Origin of the sequence: Vibrio sp. 14N.309.X.WAT.E.F5 (assembly GCF_030397615.1) — a bacterium.
Classification (GTDB): domain Bacteria; phylum Pseudomonadota; class Gammaproteobacteria; order Enterobacterales; family Vibrionaceae; genus Vibrio; species Vibrio lentus.
On record NZ_JAPNXR010000024.1, the window covers coordinates 63556 to 82229 of the forward strand.

The window sequence follows — 18674 nt, forward strand, 5'->3', positions numbered from 1 at the left end:
TTTGACCTCTTTATTCGAGAGGCCCGTCATTTATCTAAATTAAGTGCTCAAAATCCATCCAAATCGTTATAAGTAATAACTTTTCCTGTTCTTTGAACAAAACGCTTGAAGTATTAGTTGTCGTTAGATACAAACGAATAAGTCATTGTGCCAATAGTCAAGGAATCGCTATGCAAATTGGTGTACCAAGAGAAACACTCGCAGGTGAAACGCGAGTCGCTGCATCGCCGAAATCGGTAGAACAGCTTCTAAAATTAGGATTTGAAGTTTGTGTTGAATCACAAGCAGGTGCGTTAGCAAGTTTTGATGATACAGCTTATGAACAAGCTGGAGCAAAAGTTGTAACCGCAGATGAAGCTTGGAAATCCGATATTATCTTTAAAGTTAACGCTCCCATCGTTGACGAGTCTAAAAATGAAATTGAGTTACTTAAAGATGGCGCAACACTGGTCAGCTTTATTTGGCCTGCCCAAAACCCAGAATTAATGGAACAGCTTTCTAGCCGTAATATTAATGTGATGGCAATGGACTCGGTACCACGTATTTCTAGAGCTCAAGCTTTGGATGCATTGAGCTCTATGGCAAACATTGCGGGTTACCGTGCTGTTGTTGAAGCCGCTCATGAGTTTGGTCGTTTCTTTACGGGTCAAATTACGGCTGCAGGTAAGGTTCCGCCAGCGAAAGTATTGGTTGCAGGTGCGGGTGTTGCTGGCCTTGCGGCTATCGGCGCTGCGGGTAGCTTAGGTGCGATTGTTCGTTCTTTCGATGTTCGTCCTGAAGTAAAAGAGCAAGTCGAGTCTATGGGCGCTGAATTCTTGGAAGTCGATTTCAAGGAAGATACCAGCGCTGGTGATGGCTACGCAAAAGAGATGTCTGACGCGTTCAACAAGAAAGCAGAAGAGCTTTACGCGGCTCAAGCGAAAGACGTTGATATCATCATTACGACGGCACTGATTCCAGGGCGTCCGGCGCCTAAGCTGATCACAAAAGAAATGGTTGATAGCATGAGCGCGGGTAGCGTGATTGTGGACCTTGCAGCGGCCAATGGTGGTAACTGTGAATATACCGTTGCTGATAAAGTGATTACGACCGCGAATGGTGTCAAAGTTGTGGGTTACACCGACATGGTAGGTCGCTTGCCGACTCAGTCGTCTCAACTGTACGCAACTAACTTGGTCAACCTACTGAAACTACTTTGCAAAGAGAAAGACGGCAATATCGACATCGACTTTGAAGATGTTGTGATTCGTGGTGTTACCGTGGTTAAAGAGGGTGAAGTCACTTGGCCAGCTCCACCAATTCAAGTTTCAGCGCAACCTCAACAAGCGAAACCTCAAGCTGTTAAGCCACAACCAAAAGTTCAAGAACCTGTTTCTCCTGTTAAGAAAGCGGCGGGTATGGCAGTGGCGGTTGGTGCCTTTGCTTGGATAGCTTCGGTTGCGCCTGCTGCGTTCTTATCTCACTTTACCGTTTTTGTTCTCGCTTGTGTGGTGGGTTATTACGTAGTTTGGAATGTCAGCCATTCTCTACATACACCTCTGATGTCAGTAACAAACGCAATCTCAGGGATCATTGTTGTGGGCGCGTTGTTGCAAATAGGACAAGGAAGTGGCGTTGTCACGTTCTTATCATTTATTGCCGTATTAATTGCAAGTATCAATATCTTTGGTGGCTTTACCGTGACCAAACGTATGCTTGAAATGTTCCGTAAAGACTAAGGAGTAGCAGATGTCTGAAGGATTAGTACAAGCAGCTTATATCATCGCTGCTGTATTCTTTATTATGAGCTTAGCCGGACTATCGAAACAGGAATCTGCTCGCGCAGGTAACTATTACGGTATCACTGGTATGGCAATCGCATTGATCGCAACGATCTTTGGCCCTCACTCTGCAGGTATTGTGTGGATCATCATTGCTATGGTGATCGGTGGTGGTATTGGTATCCACTACGCGAAGAAAGTAGAAATGACAGAGATGCCTGAGCTGGTGGCAATTTTGCACAGCTTCGTAGGTATGGCTGCCGTACTTGTTGGTTACAACAGCTACATTGACGCACCAGAAGCGGCAACGCATGCAGAACACGTTATCCATCTTGTTGAAGTTTTCCTTGGCGTGTTTATCGGTGCGGTTACGTTCACTGGCTCTATTGTTGCGTTTGGTAAGCTTCGTGGCACGATTTCATCGTCTGCATTGAACATCCCTCATAAGCACAAGTGGAACTTAGCGGCTATCGTTGTTTCTACATTGCTAATGATTATGTTCGTTAAAGCTGATGGCAGCATGTTTGCTCTTATACTGATGACGCTTATTGCATTTGCTTTCGGTTACCACTTGGTGGCATCGATTGGTGGTGCAGATATGCCAGTGGTTGTTTCAATGCTGAACTCTTACTCTGGTTGGGCAGCAGCGGCAGCAGGTTTCATGCTTGCAAACGACCTGTTGATCGTAACCGGTGCATTGGTTGGTTCGTCAGGTGCGATTCTGTCTTACATCATGTGTAAGGCAATGAACCGCTCGTTCATTAGTGTTATTGCTGGTGGATTTGGCCAAGAAGTGGTTGTGTCTGATGGTGATGAAGAGCAGGGTGAACACCGCGAAACATCAGCTGAAGATGTGGCTGACATGTTGAAAAACTCTAAGTCAGTCATCATCACTCCAGGATACGGCATGGCAGTAGCTCAAGCTCAATATCCAGTGCATGAAATCACTGAGAAGCTAAGAGCTCAAGGCATTAACGTTCGATTTGGTATCCACCCTGTTGCTGGTCGATTACCGGGTCACATGAACGTACTGCTTGCTGAAGCGAAAGTGCCTTATGATGTCGTTCTTGAAATGGACGAAATCAATGATGACTTCAATGAGACAGATACTGTATTGGTTATTGGTGCGAACGACACTGTGAACCCTGCGGCATTGGAAGATCCAAACAGCCCAATCGCTGGCATGCCAGTACTTGAAGTTTGGAACGCTCAAAACGTTATCGTGTTCAAACGTTCTATGAATACAGGTTATGCTGGTGTGCAAAACCCATTGTTCTTTAAAGAGAATACTCAGATGTTGTTCGGTGATGCGAAGAAAAGCTGCTTAAGCATTCTAGAACATCTATAAACCGCAAATATTCTGCAGTAAAACTAAGGAGCTCATATGAGCTCCTTTTTTTGATTCTAGTGAAGTAGGCTGTTTAGAATCTTAGAACTTATTGTGCGTGTAGGTGCATTTCTTATATTAGCAATAAGAGCAGGGCATTCACGGGTAAATTGATTAGCGAAGCTGTTGATTAAGACGCGTAATCGTTTTCTCTTTAAATACACACCACTTTTCATGCGGTTAAAAATTTATCTTTGATAACGAATGGTATATATTTGATTGATCTGTATGAATTTGCGCTTGGTTTGTGATCATCAAAAGAATATATACTCTGTTCATCGCTTCGTTTGTCGTTTCAGCAAATGCGTTTGCTGATTCTTTGCCTGAGCGTATCGATCACTTTACTAAGTTGTTTGATCATCAAACGGCTATTGAGTCATATGATATCCGATTGCTTCAGGCGGATTACCCAACTCGTTTGATTATGCCGTCTTCTATGCTGCCGCAAACAGCAGAGTACCCATTAAAAGATATTCAACGCCTTTACCAGTTATCTAAGACGTGTAGCGGGAAACTACCACTTAGCCCTTTAATTACTGAGCCTTTGGTATTTACTCGGGCAATGTGTAAAGGAACCAAGCTTTCTGACCGTTGGTTTAGTCGTAGCGGGCTTATCCACCCAGGTGGTGGTTCTTATGCCGCGCGTTACGTTGAAAAGTACCCTGATAAGTTCGATTCCTTAAAGCGCTTTATGCATATTCAAGAGCGCCCAAACGTTGAACATGATGAACTGCTATCTCGCTTGCAGGATATGGACAGCGAAGCGATTACGGCACTGTTGGCTGGTGCGAGCATGTTTGTCGAACTTGATGAAATGTGGGTTAAACGCGGCGACAGGTACTATTTATACAAAGAACCGGTTTGGTCTGAAAACGCAACACAAGCGGGTTTATCACTCAGTTTATCTTCCGAAGGTAACAGCTGTTTCGTCCAACGCGGTAACGTGTGTTGGGAGATAGAAGATCACTCGGAACTTTTGCAAGTCGCGATGTTCATACTGGTGTTTGCCAATATCATGCTTGTGGTGGGTTGGGCGATATATCGTTGGAACAGCAAGAAGCAAGAGATGAAAAGTCGAATGCTTGTCCTTCAGATTTTAACGCACGAACTCAGAACACCGATCGCGAGTTTATCTTTAACAGTTGAAGGCTTTAGACGTGAATTCGAACACTTGCCAGAAACGGTATATGATGAATTCCGTCGACTTTGTGAAGACACACGTCGTTTAAGGCAGTTAGCCGAAGCGAGTAAAGATTACCTACAGTCGGATAATCAACCACTGGCTACTGAGTGGGTGCCGAGTGTACAAGAATGGCTTGAGTATAAAGTCGAAGAAGATTTTGCTCCGGGTATCGAACTCCGAGTAAACAAAGACATTGCTGCAAAATTGAACGTATATTGGTTAGGTACGTGTATCGATAACCTGATCAGAAACGCCGTGAAATACGGTGTAGCTCCAGTGATACTAGAACTGAATACTTCTGACAAGAAGCTGACATTCAAAGTTATAGATAATGGAGACTTGTCCCGTAAAGATTGGGGGCAACTAAGAAAGCCATTTGTAAGTAAAAGTGGACTAGGTTTAGGTCTGACGATAGTGGAATCTATGGTCGGAAAAATGGGCGGTCACATGACGCTGATAGGCCCCCCAACAACATTTATTTTGGAGATACCTTGTGAAACAGACATTGCTTCTCGTTGAAGATGATAAGAATTTAGCTGACGGTTTATTAGTTAGCCTTGAGCAAGCTGGATATGAATGTTTGCATGCAGAGTTAATCTCTGAAGTTGAAGGCTACTGGGAGCAAGCGGATCTAGTGATTCTAGATCGCCAACTACCAGACGGTGACTCAGTAGATTCACTACCAGCTTGGAAGAAGAAGAAAGACATTCCTGTTATTTTGCTGACGGCACTTGTGACAGTAAAAGACAAAGTCGCGGGCCTAGATTCAGGTGCAAACGACTACCTAACGAAGCCTTTCGCAGAAGCGGAACTGTTCGCTCGAATCCGTGCGCAGTTACGTCTGCCAGATGCTGAAGAGCAAGATGCATCAAAAGTGATGGCTCAGAACCTTGTTATCGACAAAGCTACTCGCGAAGTGTTTTTTAACGAGCTTGAAGTCACGCTAACTCGTACTGAATTTGATCTACTCTTGTTCTTGGCAAGCAACTTGGGTCGCGTATTCACACGTGACGAACTGCTTGACCACGTATGGGGTTACAACCATTTCCCAACAACACGTACCGTAGATACACACGTTCTTCAACTAAGACAGAAACTGCCAGGTCTTGAGATCGAAACGCTTCGTGGCGTTGGTTATAAGATGAAAGCGTAATGAAAAAAGCCTTACTTCCACTATTAGCGTTAGCAAGTGTCGTTAGCCCGGCACAAGCGGCCGATTGGTTTAAGAATAGTGATACTCTGACCCAAGTGCACAAACATCTACTGGATAACGACTTGTCCCAGATGTTTGATTCATTGGTGGAAGTTTGGCAAATTAATTCTTCTCAAGTAAGAGAAGATCACCTCAATGAATTATTTGACCAAGCGTTAAATAAGGATTGTGGAAAAACCCTCACCAAAAAGACTTTGCCGGAATGGATTAATTCGCTGGTCGTCAAAAGACACACCATTCAAAGCCCTGGACGAGATACATTTAGAGTTGTGATCGAAGTTGAGTCCGAAGAGAGCATCCAAGACATCACCTTCGAGAAATGGGTTGATAAAGTCGTCTCATCAGATAGCGAACTCACGAAAGATAAAGAAGTCGTGAATAACGCTTCAGTCATTCTTTATAAGCAACGCTACAACTTGCCTTCTCAATTGGACTCTGGTTTATACCGTTTAAATGTGAAAACTGAAGGCGGCGTAGCTTGGAGTACTTGGATCATTCTTGGTGAAATTACGATGCGACAACAAGTACGTTGGGCATCTAAAGACACCTGGAGAATCGACAAAAAAGAGCTTCTTAACCCATATTGTCCGTTACCAAAGTTAGACGTTGGTTTGTACGATTATATCGACGAACACTATGAGCAGGTATGGGGCAAAAGCTACGAGTCAGATTATCCCATCAGTTTAAGTGCTGAAGAAGTTCCTAATGATCGCTACGTTTTGGCCGTTTCGATGATACATTCGCGCTGGCAAGGTGACATAGCGATAGAACAAGCACAAACTATCAGTAAAACTTATGATATTTCTAGCGAAGAAGAGTTAAAGTAATTTAAAATTGTGCCGTTAACTATGTAAGGGATCTAACAAAGATAAACGGCATGAAAAAAACTACTAAACTACTCGCAACGTCAATTGCATTCGCCAGTCTTCCTCTTTCAGCAGCAAACTACGCCATTGAAGCGCGTGGTGATGCGATGGGTGGTGTTGGCGTTGTTTCTGCAAACTTCTTAACCGCTCCATTCTATAACCCAGCATTGGTTGCTATTTATCGTCGTAACGATGATATGGGAATGATCACGCCAAGTTTTGGTGGTAGCTATAACGACCCAGACGACATGAAATCGAACATCGATAGTGTCGTTGACGCGACAACTCCTGGCGAGATAGATGCTGCTTTAAAAAAACTTGATGGCAACCAAGCCAACGTTGAACTTGGTGGTGTTGTCGCATTCGCCTTACCTAATCAATTTATTGCGGCCAACCTTTTCGCAAAAGCCTACACAGAGTCATTTGCTACTCCTGATGTTCATACTCAAGGAACAGATCAACAACAGTTGGAGTTATCTACAGTAGAGGCCGTATCGATCGGTGTTACTGAAGTTGGCCTTTCGTTAGCTAAATACCAAACCTTTATGGGGCAACATATCTCATTCGGTGTTACACCTAAGATCCAGCGCATTTACACATACAACTACGTTGCCTCTGTTAATGATTACGATTTGTCTGATGTAAGAGAAAATGGTGACGGCGAAACAGCTTTTAATATAGATGCTGGCGCACTTTGGTTCTTCGGGCCATTTCGAGTAGGTGTTGCTGCAACCAACTTGATCTCTCGAGATATTGAAACTAAAGATACTACTAAGTTACTAACAAGCGGCTCTCAAAGTAACCTTGTTGGCGGTAAATACACTTACCAACTTGAGCCGGTTTACACCGTTGGTGCAGGTATCGTGTCTGACTATTTTACGTTGAGTGTCGATTACGATTTGAATGAGACTGAAAAGTTTACTTCATTCGAAGATAACGAACAGATGATTCGTGTTGGTACCGAAGTCGATCTTCTACGTCAGCTTAAGTTAAGGGGAGGGTACTACAAGAACCTGGCTTACTCTGATTCGGAAGGAACAGTCACAGCTGGTATTGGTATTTCGCCACTCAACTTGTTCCAGTTAGATCTAAGTGCTAACTACACGAACGAAAATGCAATGGGTGCTTCAATCAATTTCCTTGCTAGTTACTAACAGTCCTTATATAGTTCTGCTCCTAAATAAAGGAGCAGAGCATGCTAAACGACTTACCAACCCTTTCTCACGAAGAACAACAGAAAGCTGTTGAACGAATTCAAGAAATGATGACTCAGGGCATCAGCACAGCACAAGCTATCAAAATCGTTGCTGAGCAAATTCGTGAAGAAATGAGTAATAAAGAAGAGTAGGGCATCAGCCCTTCTTTTTTAACACCATAGTGCACTATAACTAAATATATTGCCCTCTAGTATATTATCTCGTGCATACCCACTCCTTAGTTACCCTAAATTCCGACCTCATCAAAACCCTTAATTTGAGCTTATTCAGTAAGTTACAGCGGAGTAATCCACTTTATGGATTTTTCTCGGTTCCTATTTGTAATTAAATTACAGCAAGATTTGAAAGTAAAACAATTGCCATTTTGGGTGTCAGTATTTATGTCACCATGCCTAAGTGATTCAATATGTGGCGTTTTTTAAGGCTAGTGACGTTGTGACTTCTGTTTTTAACGGATACGAGTGCATGAATGTGTTCAGAAGCAGACAAATGAGGATTTCATCTAAAAACAGTGCGAGATAAGTGACGACGGTAATGTTCAAAACCGATACCACGAGTGACTTACCACCGCTTAGAGCAGGCTTTACTCGCCATATTATGTGAACTTAAGAACAAGTGCTTAGGAGAAGCTTAGAGGCGTAAGGAAGAGCTGTTTATAGAGCGATTCAGGTACGATACGTATCAACATGAGAATGCCATTGATGACGTTATTGCAGGTGGTGTTGTTACAGGTGATGAGAACGCGCTTATAGGCATACGAATCGATTAGAATTCTGAGGAGACAACAAAGCTTATGAGCTTATTTAGTCAGTGGTTAAAAATCTAACGGCTGCTTAATAGGAGAGTTGATATCGACAGGGTATTGATTGCCTGTTGATTGAATATGGTAGAGAGTTGAATGCGTAACTGCAATCCAGTCTAGCGAGCCTTAATAAAATGTAGCGACTTGGTTTCGTCCGTTGTCTTTCGCTTGGTAGAGTGCTTTGTCTGCCCGTTTGATGGCAGCACGTATCGATTCATGCTCCTTAAGCTGCGTTACTCCGGTCGAAACCGTTACTTTAAGCGCTTTAGGCCAAGGGCTTTGGTCCATTGCTACGTAAAAATCATCGATAGATCCGTTACACTGTAGCGCAGTTTGTTCTAGGCAAACGAGTAGAAACTCCTCACCACCCCAGCGATAAAGCAAGTACTGCTCACCAAGGCTCTCGTTTGCCGTTGCGACAAACTGAATAAGTACTTTGTCACCCACTTCATGGCCATGTTGATCATTGATCTGCTTAAAATGGTCTAAATCAAACAGCGCGATGTGAATGGTTTTTCCTTGTTGCACCAGCCATTCGAAATCATAGAAGGTATCTAAAGCCTCGGTTCGGTTCCTACATCCGGTCAACGGATCGGTTGTGGCCTTTACCTTTAGCTCTTCAATTTCTTGGGTTAAATAGCGTTGTTGCTCTGCTGCGAGCGTCTTGCTTCGCTGTGCGATATGTAATGCGCAACCTATATAATAGATGGCATACGTCACCCATAATCCAACCAAAAGCTCACCTAACAAAGCTTTACTGATGATTTTACCGTGGAAAACAATGCTCGAGATCTTAAGTGAGTGATGCCCATCAAGCGTGCTGGCACCAAGCCCAAGTTCAACTGACACCGCGTTTGTAATGTCTACCGCGCTATCAGAAACAGGGCGGTTATAATGATCAATCCACCAGAAAGGGACATTGAAGTAGCCCAAATCAATGTGGCTTGCATCTGGTAACGAGAAGTCTAAGCGATTGAACTTGTTCGACATAGCATCGCCTTTCACGCTGTAATTTTTGTCGTAATTACGAATGTAGAAGCGAAACCTTGGGTCTTCTTGGCCTTGGTAATCCATATTAATGGTGACCGAATCGAACGTAGAGAGATCGAGCCCTTTACCTTGTGTCGATATAACGAATTCAATTTCACAGAAGGGCAAGCTATAGGTTCGCTCAAAGTCACACTGTAACTCAATTCCATCTTCTGTCTTATGTAATAAGCCTACGGTGCCACCGTCGTGGTCTCTGTCTGTGTTAACGCGTGTAGGGTATTTGTCTGGTGTAATAACGTAGCTCTTATTCATGAGCGTATTAAATGAGATCAACGACACTAGTGTGATTGCTAGGCAAAAAATCGAAAGGAATATGTTGAGTTTTCGGAATGCTTTGTCGCTCATGATACTAACCCGTACACGTGATTCGAATGTAATGCGCAATGCCTTAGAGTTGGCGCAATCGAAGATTAGAGTATTAGCATTGATAAAATAGCTATACCTAAAACTGACCCAGAATTGACGGTTATACAGGAAAGCGCACCATTAGACCAAATTCAAGTTTAAAAATTGAACGCAGCCCCTTGATTCTGAATGTTATTTACTCAACAAGTGCGGTTTTTACGGGGTTAATAATTTAACTGTATATTTATACAGTTATGTTGCTATGGCTGGATGTTGGCAAAAAAAGTGCAAAGTGTACGTGTTTTTTTGTCTGGCTCTAATGCGTTGCATGGCATTCGACTCCATCACCGTTAGATTTTGGAATTCACTTTTGTTGCAGTGTCACTTTATATGAGTTAACACCTAGCTTACTGCACTGTGAATCTAAAGGCGAACTCATTGATTGAACTCGTCTTTTTTCATGATTAAATCATATTACTAATAAATATGACTCTAAACGCTATGCATTTTAATGTATTCTTCAGTGTCCACTAGTTCTACGAGTATTGTTAAGTGAAAGAAGCTATTAATTACGATGATGGTCTTTCAAGAATCAGGGTTAAGCATCTAAATGAACGGGAGAATGTACATGAAATTCTCTTAGCTGCAGCTTATTACAATAAAGCTGTAGAAGGGTTTCAGAAAATGTTGGTTAAGTCTGTTTATCCAGAAGCTGAAATTAAGTTCTGTTACGATAAAGCCGAAAATGCGTCTCTTGGGATAGCAAAGCGCATCAAGCGCATGATAAAAGGGCACTTAGCAGATGCTTCGAGTAAAGAATGTGATAAGTTAATTTCGGTAGAAAACGAAGCTCTTCAACTTTTACATACGGTCTCTGAAGAACAGATGAGTAAGAAGGATAAGCTCTTTGATATGTGTGTATCTTTAGGCGAAGTACTGCAGGAAAAGTTTGACCTTGATGAGCCTCCATTTATTGAACCTTTAGCTTTGCTTGAAGTGTTACACGATTTGACCACTGCAAATAAAAATCTTCTCGAAAAAGAGTCTGCAGAAGTGATAAATGGTAGTGACAATGTTGTATCGATTAATTCTAAGTTTGAATGCTCACTTAAGAAGAAAGATATTAAGAAAACGATAATTAAGCAATTTAAAGGTCAGGATACTCTAAGAGTTGTTGCTCCTATAAACGAAGGCGATAGAAAGTGGGTAGTGAAAAGTACGATCACTCACGACGAATACTCTATTAGTTCATTTGAAGGAGAGGCGGCTATTTGGAAGGACGAATACATGAGAGGGGTTCACCGTGGGATTACATGTAGAGACATATTTATTGTATACGTAAGTTACAACAAATATTACCCATCTAAGGGAAAACCGACAATCAAAGACGTATCAAGGGCCAAAGTTAATTATGACGAACCAACAGAGCAACAAAGCCTGCTTTGAGCCTAGGTATCGGCCTATAATCAATTCGTATGTATTTATGCTAATACCATTTATCATATTGTTGTTTGTAAAGCTCAAAGATGTGGGTGTACCACAAGCTTTATTTGATATGTGGCTTATAGCTGACTGGTCATTGATTAGTTTTGTAATCCTATCTCAATCATTGAGTGCATATCTAACAATTTCAGGTGAATCAAAGTTTCAAGCAAAAGATCCTCACTATTTGGCTAGCGTGTTTATCAAATACATCGTTTTCGGAATTATTCCCTCAACAATGTGTATATGGGAAATTAATACGAACAACGACCCATCAATTTGGATATACGGGTTACAAGCTTTTGTATTTTGTTACTCAAGCTATCGCTATTTCATTGATAGCCTGAATCTTCAAAAAATTCAGTTCGTAATAAATAATACCTAGTGCAAGCGTAGTATGAGCAGCAGACTACGAAATCGTATAAGCAATCTTTAGCGGATTGCTTTAAGGCGATTCACCATGAGTAAAAATGTTGATGGCTTTTCGGTAGGAGTAACAAGAAACTCGGTAGCGTGTATGAAATCTGAAAAGTAAACCGCAATAATGCTAACAAGAGTTACGCACAACGTTGCAAACAAGTATACAAAACAGGCACTATAGTCGCTCAGTATTCATCAAGCTCCAAATTAACGCGATTAACCAACCATTACCAAAGAAAAGACTACCAACGATGTTAAGAACGGTAATTGCCGTCTTATGTGGATGGTCTTTTCCTCGGGCTATAATTGTCGGTAAAAGAAACAAATATATAGCGACACCTGCAAATACTAGGAAAAATATACTTTCCATACTGTGTACCTCAGTCGTTATTCATCGTTAGATCTGAAATGTAATAGTAGTCTTCTGCGATCACTTCAATTAGAGAACCTAAGTGTTCCTTAATACTTTGATTTAGTTGTTCTTCGGAACCAGCTATTGCCACTGCAAGTACATATGGAACAGTGTTATTGCTGTCCCAATTGATAGAGGGGGCTATCTTAATCGACATCATGCCATAGTGGATTTTCAATGTGTCGTTGTACTTATACAAGTCTATGCTGACATCCATATAGTTATGGTTTTGGTGTTCAATATTATCTTTGAGCTTCAAGTCTTTCACAAAATTTCTGAATCTTAGCTTAACGTACCTTTGTAGCTCGTTTTCTGAAATGAACCTTGCTGCGTTATCATTTATGTATGTATTAAACAAATGTTCGTCATAGTGTGGGAGCCAACCATAACGGCTTTCGTCAAGTTGCTCAAAAACATGTGTAGGGCGTTCAATTACTGATGCTAGTGAGCACGACGAAAAAGCTAATAGTAATATAAGTAATCTGTGCATTTGTTGACCAAAACCATTTATTAAGGTCGCGTACGATAAGCTTTCTTTTAAGTGACAACAAGTAGGAAAACCTGACAATAAGCCTCGGTTATTTCTTAGCATATTGAACCAATTTGGAAAAATTCAGTGGCTAACTGGTATGTCAGTTGTCCATCCCGTTTTAAAATGTCCTCATTTGTCCCAAATAGAAATGTCACGTTGCTACATCTTTATACTGGTGACTTTGAATGGTTCGGTGAGCACTTGGTTGAGCCACATTATCAAAGAAGTCACCAAACGCATGAGAGATCTATCTGACCGCGTTTGGTACTACAAACCAAACAAAATGAAAGCGTTTACCTGTAAAGGCATGTTGATTAAGGTAGGGCGTGCGAGCCGATTCAAACCCTACCATTTAACAATTTACACAGACTGCAGAGTTACTTCGTCAACGAATGACCAAATCCAAGACGTTACTCTATGTGACGACCGATAACGCCGTCAGCTCGAAGTGGATGCCGTGGGAATGTGGGTATTTGTGAGTTTCGGTAAAGTGACTTAACCCATGTGAACATGGCTGTTCGTGACATTACGTAGATCTGAGGAACACACGTAGTAATCCAATAATCTAACCAACAAATACAAACTTAGAGCGAGCTGTAAGTTGGGTTTAAAAACTCAGCATAAAAACTTACAGACGAGTTCGTGTGAGAAAAATTAACTGGTTTAGTGGATAGCCCAAAACAGAATTCAACGTGTGGAGTTAATAAGAAACGCGGTCGCGTGTGTGAAATCTGAAAAGCAAACAGCAACAATGCCAACAAGATTTACGCACAGCGCTGCTAAGAGTTAGTACAAACAGATAAACATACAGTTGCAAGTTGGACGAAGCGAAACAAAGTTTTCTAGTCGACAAAGTTTGTAGCACGACGATTGAACCATGAATGATGTAGTTAATGGCCACACATATAAGGTTAAAAGAGTTTTAATAGAATACTGGTGGGCTCACATAGCTTAAGATGCCAGATTTAATAAGGGTTTAAGGGGAAATAATGAGATTGCTATCTTTGGAATTAACCATGCACCACTGCGTATTATGTACGTGGGGGTAAAGGAACGAGCCCCAATTTAGTCGGGCCCGTTTTCCTCTAACACTCTAATAACTCTCTCATTTTTCTGTTTGTTAGGCAGAAGGCCAAACACCACATTCTGATCCGTTTCGCCTAACATATCACCGATCTCGAACGCGACGTCCCAATCCATGCCAGAGATGCCTCTTCGCCAGTTGTAGAGCCGTTTGTCACTTACTTTGAGTTTTCTTGCTAATTGATACTCTGAAGGTAGGTGATACTTGGCTTTTACTCTATCTAAAAGTGCATTTGTATAGTTAATAGCGTGCATATGATTTCCCGTCCTTTGAAGCGATTAAAAGATAGAATCCTCCGAATTACCATCCCTGACAGGCATTTCCAGTAGGTAAAAATTCGGATAGGGTGAACTTGATCGGGGTAGATATACGCTAGAAGGACGTATGAAAAATCATGAACCAGACGTGGATGAAACACTAAATGCTGCAGAGCAAGCCGTCAAAAATGGCAAGCTGAGATCGAGTGTCAGATTGTTGATTGTCTCACTGAGACAGATCTTAGAACGCCAAAAATTGGCGGTCAAAAATCGTAGCAAGGGAGCTTAATAGGCTTTGATTTGTTATGAACCAACTTTCCCCAAAGAAAACCTCTCAACGTAAACGAAATGCCCGTCCTCTAGCGGCGCTGAATCGTGGCCGTTGGATTAAACTGCTCGATAACCCATCTCAATACGATTATTTGTTGTCTCCATCCGGCAAGTCCACACAACGCCAATATCTAACTGATGTCGCGCGCGTCATGGATTACCTTGTCAGCGAACTGGAGTTTCGAACCAGTAAAGTCGGTGTGGTGACCGCGAATGGTTTCTTATTGCGTACATGGGCGAATGTCGCGAGGGGAACCGGATTACCTGAATGGCGCGTTAAACAATGCGCGAAGTATGCAAAAGATCGAGGGTGGATCACGTCGAAACAGCCTCGCGAAAACATTAATGGGGATTGGTATGGACTGGCGTCGATAAAGCGTATAACAGACAAATATTTCCGCGATATCGGTTTGAACTTAGCGTATTTGAATGCGAAGCAAGCCGCGACCAAAAACCTTAAGAAACTCTCGGTTTCAACTGGCGTTCACCTTCGTTACTTACTTACGCCCATCACGTTACTACGCAAGTTTGCCCGTCGAGCGACTCAAACTAATACCGTTACTTTCCCTTAAAAGTACATAGGCCAAACTGCGCCTCGATCCGTCTAAACCCTCGTATTTGACCTGTTTTCGCCAATATAGTCCTCAGAATGACCGAGTTTGAGCCAGTGGATCTCGAGTTGTGGATAAGCACGTCAGTAACACATGTATGGCCGTCATAACTACTCCATGACGTTATCCCACAAGATCCCAACGCATAGTCTAAAGACTAGTGATCTATCTAAAGATAGATATAAGGGAGAGTTACTGTTACCCCGTGAAACACGGGGATAACTTCGATAATGATGGCGCTCTACGTGCTCGCAAGCGAGCTGGAGCTTAATAGGTGCTAGACCTTGGGCAGCAAGGCGATAAACACGGTAAACGTTGAACAGTCACCAGCTTTGAGTCGCTGCGCGACGGCTTAGCAGGAAAAGAAGGCGGGATTGAATTTGGATTTTGATAACCAAAACCTATTAGATTTTATAATTTGATTGCTATAATCTATTAGTTAACGTCGAGAGACAGGGACAACCAACGTCGTGAGACAGAGGAAAAAACAATGAATCACCACCAACAGACTTACCATCAATTGGTTAGGGAACTGGAGAGCGTGCAACAGACGCTCACTCAGTCGGTACCGGACTGGGACAGTATCCCAGCTTTGAAAAAGCCCATAGCCGCTATCCAAGCGGCGCAAGAAGCCAGTCATCATATCGCTACGTCGACCCAATTACTCAAAGCACTCATGGAGAACTTCCACCTTAGATTGTGTGAGTTGGAGGCGAACCATGGCCAGTAAGAATCCAATCAAAGGCTACATTGCGTGCCCAACACACGGGTGCGGTGAAGTGTGCACGATACATGCCGTTGGCGAGCACAAAATCCTCGAAGGAGGCGACCCGCCTAAAAACAAGCGCCGGCTCGGCCAGCTTTATACGATATGCCCACGTTGCAAAACCAATCAAAGTGCAGGTAAACCGTTTCAAGACTGGTTAACAAACCACATGGTTTCCAGTCCAGAAAAAGCCATCACTGGTTATGCATCCAGTGGTGGTGATAAGTATAACCCAACGCCATCATCGAAAACCAACGAAACCAAGTCGGATAAGGCTTCTTGCGAGATTGAACCGTCAGAAATCGTAGCCACCGAAACCACAAACCTTCGGTTAGGTTGGTCGTTATTGGCATTAATTGGAACGTGCTGCCTGTTGTGGATCGCGTTATCGACCAGCAAAAAGTCAGGAATCAGCCATGAACATTGAAACGACAACCACCCATGATGACAACGTCTTGGATGAACGTGATCAACAAGCCTTAGAGGCGGTGAATGCGTTGAGACAAGAACGAGAGCAAACGGAACAATCAGAAGATCCTCAAGAGCCAGAATCAATATCTGAAGGGATCAGCTTCGGTGAAGAAGACGCGCGCATGATGTTGTCGTACGGCTTGGGCATGGTGGAAATGACCGTCGCCAGTGTGTTCGATGTGCCATTTGAAATTGAAACCCAAGCCGGTAATCAGTGGTTAGACGCCGCTTCGCCAATGCTCCAAAAATACGGCCCCGTAGGATTGAAATGGTTCGGGCAATATCAAGGTGAATTCATCTTTGCCATGGCTTCAATGACCTTGATCGGCGGATGTGCCAAACAAGTGCGTCAATTGAAGCAAGCGCAAATGGAGGCAACCGAGCCCGAAACGCCACAGGAGGCTGATGGTGAAGCTGCCCAATCCAGTGAACAAGAATAACGCCCACAATGCCGAGCATGTTTGTTATATGGGGACGACGGGCAGTTGTAAAACCACGGCCATTCGCCGGCTTAACTTCATTGAGCGCCAGTCTCAAGTGGTAATGTTTGATCCCTACAGTGAGCATCTTGAGGCACCACTTAAAGGTGGTCGCGTGCAAGCGTGTTACAGCTTTGACGAGTTCTATCATAAAGCGTGGTTTGCTCGTAAAAAAAAGGCCGCGTTTCGTTTGGCGTTGGTTGAACAAGATCGGACGCGAGAGAACCTTGAGCAGTTCGCTAATATGGTGTGGTCATTGGGTAATGGCCACCATCCTAAAAAGCTGCATTGCGTGATTGAAGAGTTAGCCAAGTTCACGCATTCACCGTCCAAACTCGATGGCATTGCTGGCGAGTTATGGACCGGTGGACGCGGGTTTGGTTTGGTTATGCATGCGACGTTTCAACGTGGCCAAGAAGTGCCAAAGACCGTGCTTGATGAATCCAAGTATGTGTATGTGGGTGCGGTCAGTTCAAGGCGCAACGCTAAGTACATCTCCGAGTATTTCGACATACCAATCGACGCCATTCTTGCGCTGCAGAGTTGCGTTGACCGTGAGCATTTAGGGCGTAAAAAGTTCGCCGATTACATCCTCAAATCCCCGGGTTTAGGGAAATGGCAGCAAGGTAAAATCTACCCAAACCGATAAAGGTAACCTAATAGGTTAAACCCTTTACCTAACAGGCTTTAGGGACTGGCGATTCTGATATGAAAGAGCCACGTTAACAGCATCAATCATTCCAAAGGAACTCCCATGAGATTGAATGTGAAAAACGTGGCGATTGTCGCCGGAATTGCGGCGGTAACGACGGGTGCAATCGTCTTTGCCGTGAATAATAAAGTCGGTGGCCTAGATAAGTTGCTCGGCCGTTCTGGCTGGTTCTAAAGGGGATCACGATGTCAGTCAAACCAATCAAACTCAATTCGATGGTTGGCGCGTCGTGGGGACAAAAAGGCACATTGCCTATCCCTAATGGCCCGACATACCACGAACTTATCCTCGAAACCAACGCGAGCGCGGCGGATATGTTACGCATCGCGATCACGCTTAATGCTGAAGAGATCTATGTCCTGAGTGGCGAAGAGCTGTTGATGCTAGAGCGTTATAAGCGACGTGATGCCATTGCGGGGCATTTTGTTATCCCGTTCAGTGACATTGTGGCGCGTACTAAAAACGGAGTGCGTTACACCGGTTTAGTGACGGAACTTGGCGATAACATTCACCTCGATATTCAGTTCAAGAGCAAAGCGGCCAACGCGACGCCGTTGTCCATTCAAGTTCATGCATGGGTGAGTAATTCTCAAGCCATGCGAGTGTTGGTGCCCATGATCAAACGCGAAACCATGCCAGCCAATGCTCAAGGTGAGAACGAGTTCACCAACTTGGTAACGAGTCCACTTATCAGTATTAGGCGCATGCACTTTATGCACGACAACATCAGCAAGCTTGAAATAGAGCGTGATTTTGTCAAAGAGTACGAAGCCAACACCTTTATTTCAGAGGCTAATGCCAAGCGGAATCAGCGTACGCCACAAGATGGTTATTTCCATTTTGACCCAATTGTTCGCGGGTTCTCTATTGATGAGTTGTTTCCAACGCAGCACAGCTCAAACCTCAAGTTTTCTGTCACGACAACGGATGTCCCTGGGTCGATACCTATCTTAGTGGAATCGGTAAAAGTCACACGTCCTGAAGTGCTGCAAAGTGGTACGGGATAAGGAACGGCGATGAAAAGCTTCTTTGATGATCTCTTAGAGTTTGGGTCGGGTGCTTTGGATTCCGTGGGGGAAAACGCATCGTGGCTTTTTCCGAGTAATGACCAATCAACTAACCCAGATAAGACTCAACAACCGAATCATCCTGTCGTCGATGACAGAGGCAATGCCGTGACCACACCTCTGGGGCAACGTCAGGCTGATCAAACCTTGCTGTATGTCGGTGGCGGAATTGGTTTGGTGGTGGTGCTGTTATTGGGCGTACTCGCGTTTCGAAAATAGGGAGAAGGT

22 protein-coding genes are annotated in these 18674 nt (G+C 43.4%); 18 read left to right on the plus strand and 4 right to left on the minus strand.

Going from position 1 to position 18674, the window contains the following annotated elements; all coding sequences use genetic code 11:
* Positions 1-170 precede the first annotated feature (170 nt).
* The 7 genes from pntA to OW495_RS20340 all read left to right on the plus strand — a co-directional run bounded on the left by pntA (position 171) and on the right by OW495_RS20340 (position 7757).
* Positions 171-1718 (plus strand): Re/Si-specific NAD(P)(+) transhydrogenase subunit alpha, encoded by a 1548-nt coding sequence (pntA, locus tag OW495_RS20310; protein ID WP_102339623.1) that lies wholly within the window; start codon positions 171-173, stop codon positions 1716-1718.
* 10 nt (positions 1719-1728) lie between these two features.
* The gene (gene pntB / locus OW495_RS20315; RefSeq protein WP_102513909.1) at positions 1729-3108 is read left to right on the plus strand and encodes a Re/Si-specific NAD(P)(+) transhydrogenase subunit beta; all 1380 of its coding nucleotides are present in this window, start codon (positions 1729-1731) and stop codon (positions 3106-3108) included.
* 289 nt (positions 3109-3397) lie between these two features.
* Positions 3398-4849 carry a sensor histidine kinase VxrA gene (vxrA, locus tag OW495_RS20320; protein ID WP_029223373.1) on the plus strand — a complete coding sequence of 484 codons (1452 nt, stop codon included), beginning with the start codon at positions 3398-3400 and terminating at the stop codon, positions 4847-4849.
* Positions 4824-5483, plus strand: coding sequence for a response regulator transcription factor VxrB (vxrB, locus tag OW495_RS20325; protein WP_017107022.1), 660 nt, complete (start codon positions 4824-4826; stop codon positions 5481-5483). Before vxrA ends, vxrB begins: the two co-directional genes overlap by 26 nt.
* Positions 5483-6370: a DUF2861 family protein gene (locus OW495_RS20330; protein ID WP_017109617.1), complete on the plus strand. Its 888-nt coding sequence runs from the start codon at positions 5483-5485 to the stop codon at positions 6368-6370. The genes vxrB and OW495_RS20330 overlap by 1 nt, the downstream gene beginning before the upstream one ends.
* Before the next feature lie 50 nt (positions 6371-6420).
* Positions 6421-7563, plus strand: coding sequence for a conjugal transfer protein TraF (locus OW495_RS20335; protein WP_102513910.1), 1143 nt, complete (start codon positions 6421-6423; stop codon positions 7561-7563).
* A gap of 41 nt (positions 7564-7604) precedes the next feature.
* Positions 7605-7757 carry a YoaH family protein gene (locus tag OW495_RS20340; RefSeq protein ID WP_004731009.1) on the plus strand — a complete coding sequence of 51 codons (153 nt, stop codon included), beginning with the start codon at positions 7605-7607 and terminating at the stop codon, positions 7755-7757.
* Between the two features lie 797 nt (positions 7758-8554).
* Here OW495_RS20340 and OW495_RS20345 read toward each other — a convergent pair.
* Positions 8555-9862, minus strand: coding sequence for a GGDEF domain-containing protein (locus tag OW495_RS20345; protein ID WP_289887991.1), 1308 nt, complete (start codon positions 9860-9862; stop codon positions 8555-8557).
* A gap of 513 nt (positions 9863-10375) precedes the next feature.
* Here OW495_RS20345 and OW495_RS20350 point away from each other — a divergent pair.
* On the plus strand, positions 10376-11269 hold the full coding sequence (locus tag OW495_RS20350) for a hypothetical protein (protein ID WP_289887993.1): 894 nt from the start codon (positions 10376-10378) through the stop codon (positions 11267-11269).
* 631 nt (positions 11270-11900) lie between these two features.
* Here the strand turns inward: OW495_RS20350 and OW495_RS23895 are convergent.
* Positions 11901-12095, minus strand: coding sequence for a superinfection immunity protein (locus OW495_RS23895; protein WP_102513914.1), 195 nt, complete (start codon positions 12093-12095; stop codon positions 11901-11903).
* Between the two features lie 10 nt (positions 12096-12105).
* Positions 12106-12396: a hypothetical protein gene (locus OW495_RS20355; RefSeq protein ID WP_289887995.1), complete on the minus strand. Its 291-nt coding sequence runs from the start codon at positions 12394-12396 to the stop codon at positions 12106-12108.
* A gap of 406 nt (positions 12397-12802) precedes the next feature.
* Between OW495_RS20355 and OW495_RS20360 the strand changes: the two genes are divergently transcribed.
* Entirely contained in the window at positions 12803-13102 is a 300-nt protein-coding gene (locus OW495_RS20360; RefSeq protein ID WP_289887996.1) for a hypothetical protein, read from the plus strand.
* 632 nt (positions 13103-13734) lie between these two features.
* On the opposite strand, the gene OW495_RS20365 is transcribed toward OW495_RS20360, so the two are convergent.
* Positions 13735-14007 (minus strand): hypothetical protein, encoded by a 273-nt coding sequence (locus tag OW495_RS20365; RefSeq protein ID WP_048613574.1) that lies wholly within the window; start codon positions 14005-14007, stop codon positions 13735-13737.
* A gap of 130 nt (positions 14008-14137) precedes the next feature.
* Here OW495_RS20365 and OW495_RS20370 point away from each other — a divergent pair, with 130 nt between their 5' ends.
* From OW495_RS20370 to OW495_RS20410, 9 genes are all read left to right on the plus strand, one after another.
* Positions 14138-14299, plus strand: coding sequence for a hypothetical protein (locus OW495_RS20370; RefSeq protein ID WP_193840767.1), 162 nt, complete (start codon positions 14138-14140; stop codon positions 14297-14299).
* Between the two features lie 16 nt (positions 14300-14315).
* Positions 14316-14912 carry a hypothetical protein gene (locus OW495_RS20375; RefSeq protein ID WP_289887997.1) on the plus strand — a complete coding sequence of 199 codons (597 nt, stop codon included), beginning with the start codon at positions 14316-14318 and terminating at the stop codon, positions 14910-14912.
* 529 nt (positions 14913-15441) lie between these two features.
* Positions 15442-15681, plus strand: a complete 240-nt coding sequence (locus OW495_RS20380; RefSeq protein ID WP_048612119.1) for a hypothetical protein — start codon at positions 15442-15444, stop codon at positions 15679-15681.
* Positions 15671-16144 carry a hypothetical protein gene (locus OW495_RS20385; RefSeq protein WP_289888000.1) on the plus strand — a complete coding sequence of 158 codons (474 nt, stop codon included), beginning with the start codon at positions 15671-15673 and terminating at the stop codon, positions 16142-16144. The genes OW495_RS20380 and OW495_RS20385 overlap by 11 nt, the downstream gene beginning before the upstream one ends.
* Positions 16134-16628, plus strand: a complete 495-nt coding sequence (locus OW495_RS20390; RefSeq protein ID WP_289888002.1) for a hypothetical protein — start codon at positions 16134-16136, stop codon at positions 16626-16628. Before OW495_RS20385 ends, OW495_RS20390 begins: the two co-directional genes overlap by 11 nt.
* Before the next feature lie 103 nt (positions 16629-16731).
* Positions 16732-17316, plus strand: a complete 585-nt coding sequence (locus OW495_RS20395) for a hypothetical protein (protein WP_289888004.1) — start codon at positions 16732-16734, stop codon at positions 17314-17316.
* 105 nt (positions 17317-17421) lie between these two features.
* Positions 17422-17553 carry a hypothetical protein gene (locus tag OW495_RS20400; RefSeq protein ID WP_016787086.1) on the plus strand — a complete coding sequence of 44 codons (132 nt, stop codon included), beginning with the start codon at positions 17422-17424 and terminating at the stop codon, positions 17551-17553.
* A gap of 11 nt (positions 17554-17564) precedes the next feature.
* Positions 17565-18386 carry a major capsid protein P2 gene (locus tag OW495_RS20405; protein WP_048613583.1) on the plus strand — a complete coding sequence of 274 codons (822 nt, stop codon included), beginning with the start codon at positions 17565-17567 and terminating at the stop codon, positions 18384-18386.
* Between the two features lie 9 nt (positions 18387-18395).
* Complete coding sequence (locus tag OW495_RS20410) at positions 18396-18665, plus strand: hypothetical protein (RefSeq protein WP_048613585.1); 270 nt, start codon at positions 18396-18398, stop codon at positions 18663-18665.
* Positions 18666-18674 lie beyond the last annotated feature (9 nt).

Coding starts and splice junctions, on each gene's coding strand:
- pntA (WP_102339623.1), top strand. CDS start 171: ATGCAAATTGGTGTACCAAGAGAAACACTCGCAGGTGAAACGCGAGTC.
- pntB (WP_102513909.1), top strand. CDS start 1,729: ATGTCTGAAGGATTAGTACAAGCAGCTTATATCATCGCTGCTGTATTC.
- OW495_RS20330 (WP_017109617.1), top strand. CDS start 5,483: ATGAAAAAAGCCTTACTTCCACTATTAGCGTTAGCAAGTGTCGTTAGC.
- OW495_RS20335 (WP_102513910.1), top strand. CDS start 6,421: ATGAAAAAAACTACTAAACTACTCGCAACGTCAATTGCATTCGCCAGT.
- OW495_RS20340 (WP_004731009.1), top strand. CDS start 7,605: ATGCTAAACGACTTACCAACCCTTTCTCACGAAGAACAACAGAAAGCT.
- OW495_RS23895 (WP_102513914.1), bottom strand. CDS start 12,095: ATGGAAAGTATATTTTTCCTAGTATTTGCAGGTGTCGCTATATATTTG.
- OW495_RS20365 (WP_048613574.1), bottom strand. CDS start 14,007: ATGCACGCTATTAACTATACAAATGCACTTTTAGATAGAGTAAAAGCC.
- OW495_RS20370 (WP_193840767.1), top strand. CDS start 14,138: ATGAAAAATCATGAACCAGACGTGGATGAAACACTAAATGCTGCAGAG.
- OW495_RS20375 (WP_289887997.1), top strand. CDS start 14,316: ATGAACCAACTTTCCCCAAAGAAAACCTCTCAACGTAAACGAAATGCC.
- OW495_RS20380 (WP_048612119.1), top strand. CDS start 15,442: ATGAATCACCACCAACAGACTTACCATCAATTGGTTAGGGAACTGGAG.
- OW495_RS20385 (WP_289888000.1), top strand. CDS start 15,671: ATGGCCAGTAAGAATCCAATCAAAGGCTACATTGCGTGCCCAACACAC.
- OW495_RS20390 (WP_289888002.1), top strand. CDS start 16,134: ATGAACATTGAAACGACAACCACCCATGATGACAACGTCTTGGATGAA.
- OW495_RS20395 (WP_289888004.1), top strand. CDS start 16,732: ATGTTTGATCCCTACAGTGAGCATCTTGAGGCACCACTTAAAGGTGGT.
- OW495_RS20400 (WP_016787086.1), top strand. CDS start 17,422: ATGAGATTGAATGTGAAAAACGTGGCGATTGTCGCCGGAATTGCGGCG.
- OW495_RS20405 (WP_048613583.1), top strand. CDS start 17,565: ATGTCAGTCAAACCAATCAAACTCAATTCGATGGTTGGCGCGTCGTGG.
- OW495_RS20410 (WP_048613585.1), top strand. CDS start 18,396: ATGAAAAGCTTCTTTGATGATCTCTTAGAGTTTGGGTCGGGTGCTTTG.